Annotated in this window: 1 protein-coding gene and 1 pseudogene; both read right to left on the reverse strand. The window is 24.6% G+C overall.

Features of this window, described 5'->3' with window-relative positions; translation table 11 throughout:
- A pseudogene (locus CD122_RS11470) lies at positions 1 to 530 on the reverse strand (DUF1430 domain-containing protein); the annotation flags it as partial.
- A 204-nt stretch (positions 531 to 734) separates the two neighbouring features.
- A complete protein-coding gene (locus CD122_RS11475) occupies positions 735 to 1,229 on the reverse strand; it encodes a hypothetical protein (protein ID WP_103359036.1) in 495 nt (164 codons plus the stop codon).
- Positions 1,230 to 1,283 lie beyond the last annotated feature (54 nt).

Genomic DNA, 1,283 nt, shown 5'->3' on the forward strand with positions numbered 1-1,283 from the left:
GTATTTTCATCATCCTTTAATTTATTTAAAACATTCTCGTTATGAATTGTTTTTTTAGGATGTCTTTCTAAATAATGTTTATCAATAGTAATTGTTTTACCATTCGGTTCAATATCAGCATTTTCTTGCTCATTCAAAATGTAATCAGGTATACCATCATCAGAATCTACATAATTGAAAAAATCCGCAACAAAACCATTATTTTCTTTACTGTTATAATACTTTTTCATTCTATGATTAATAACAGCATTAAATTCTTTATTTTTAACTTGACCGATATCAAATTCATTTGTCTTATATATATTTTTTGTCGTATCCCAATTTTTTAACGATGATTCTTGTTGTTGATAATCATTAAAATTTTCAATTATTTTTTCTGTTGTAACGACTAAGAAAAATACAATGACTATTGATAACAACATATACGCATACATCATTAAAAACTTATTGTTTTGAGCTTTATTCTTAGCATAACTTTTCACAAACTGAAGCATAACTGTATAAAAGATAATAGCAATTAAAAATAACATCATTGCAATAACAAGAAGTATTAACATAAATGATTTAAAAATGTAGTAATCATTATAAATGAAAAAGTAAACTACGTAAGTTAGTACAATAGATAATAGCACATAACTCAACAAATAATACTGATGGTGTTTAATTATGTATCTTGAAATTTGTAATTTGTTATATCCTAAATCGTATAATAATTTGATGTCACTTTTTCTATTTTAAAAATAGTGGATCAGCACAGTAATAAAAATAGTTACTAGTAAAACTAGATAAATAACTACAAATAAATCTGCAGGTAAAACTGTAAGTATTGAATTGTCTACTTGTACTGTTTTGCCCACATCTTGATCAATAATATCTATAACTTTTTGAACATTTGGTCCTTTTAAATAATAGGTACCTTCTTCAGAGAAATTTGTCCCCTTTAAACCATATACTTTGATATCTAAGCTACTATCAAATAGTTTTAATTTATTATCTTCTTCAACTTTTTGATGTAAAGTTTTATTATTAGAACTAATAATTACTTTATTATCACTGACATAAGTTACCTTTGTAAAAGATACATGATATTGATTAGTTAATTTCTCAAAATAATCTAATGCATCCTTGGCATGAGGTTTTTTTATATCATTAAGATACAGTTGGATTTTTTGACTATCTTTTTCAATGTTATTGTAAATAGAAAATGATTTAACTGTATCAATTAACAATACGCTTAATATAAGAGTAACAATGAGTGCTAGGGCTGTCTCTTATACACATCT

The sequence above is a fragment of the Staphylococcus rostri genome (genome assembly GCF_002902145.1).
In the GTDB taxonomy this organism is placed as follows: Bacteria; Bacillota; Bacilli; order Staphylococcales; family Staphylococcaceae; genus Staphylococcus; species Staphylococcus rostri.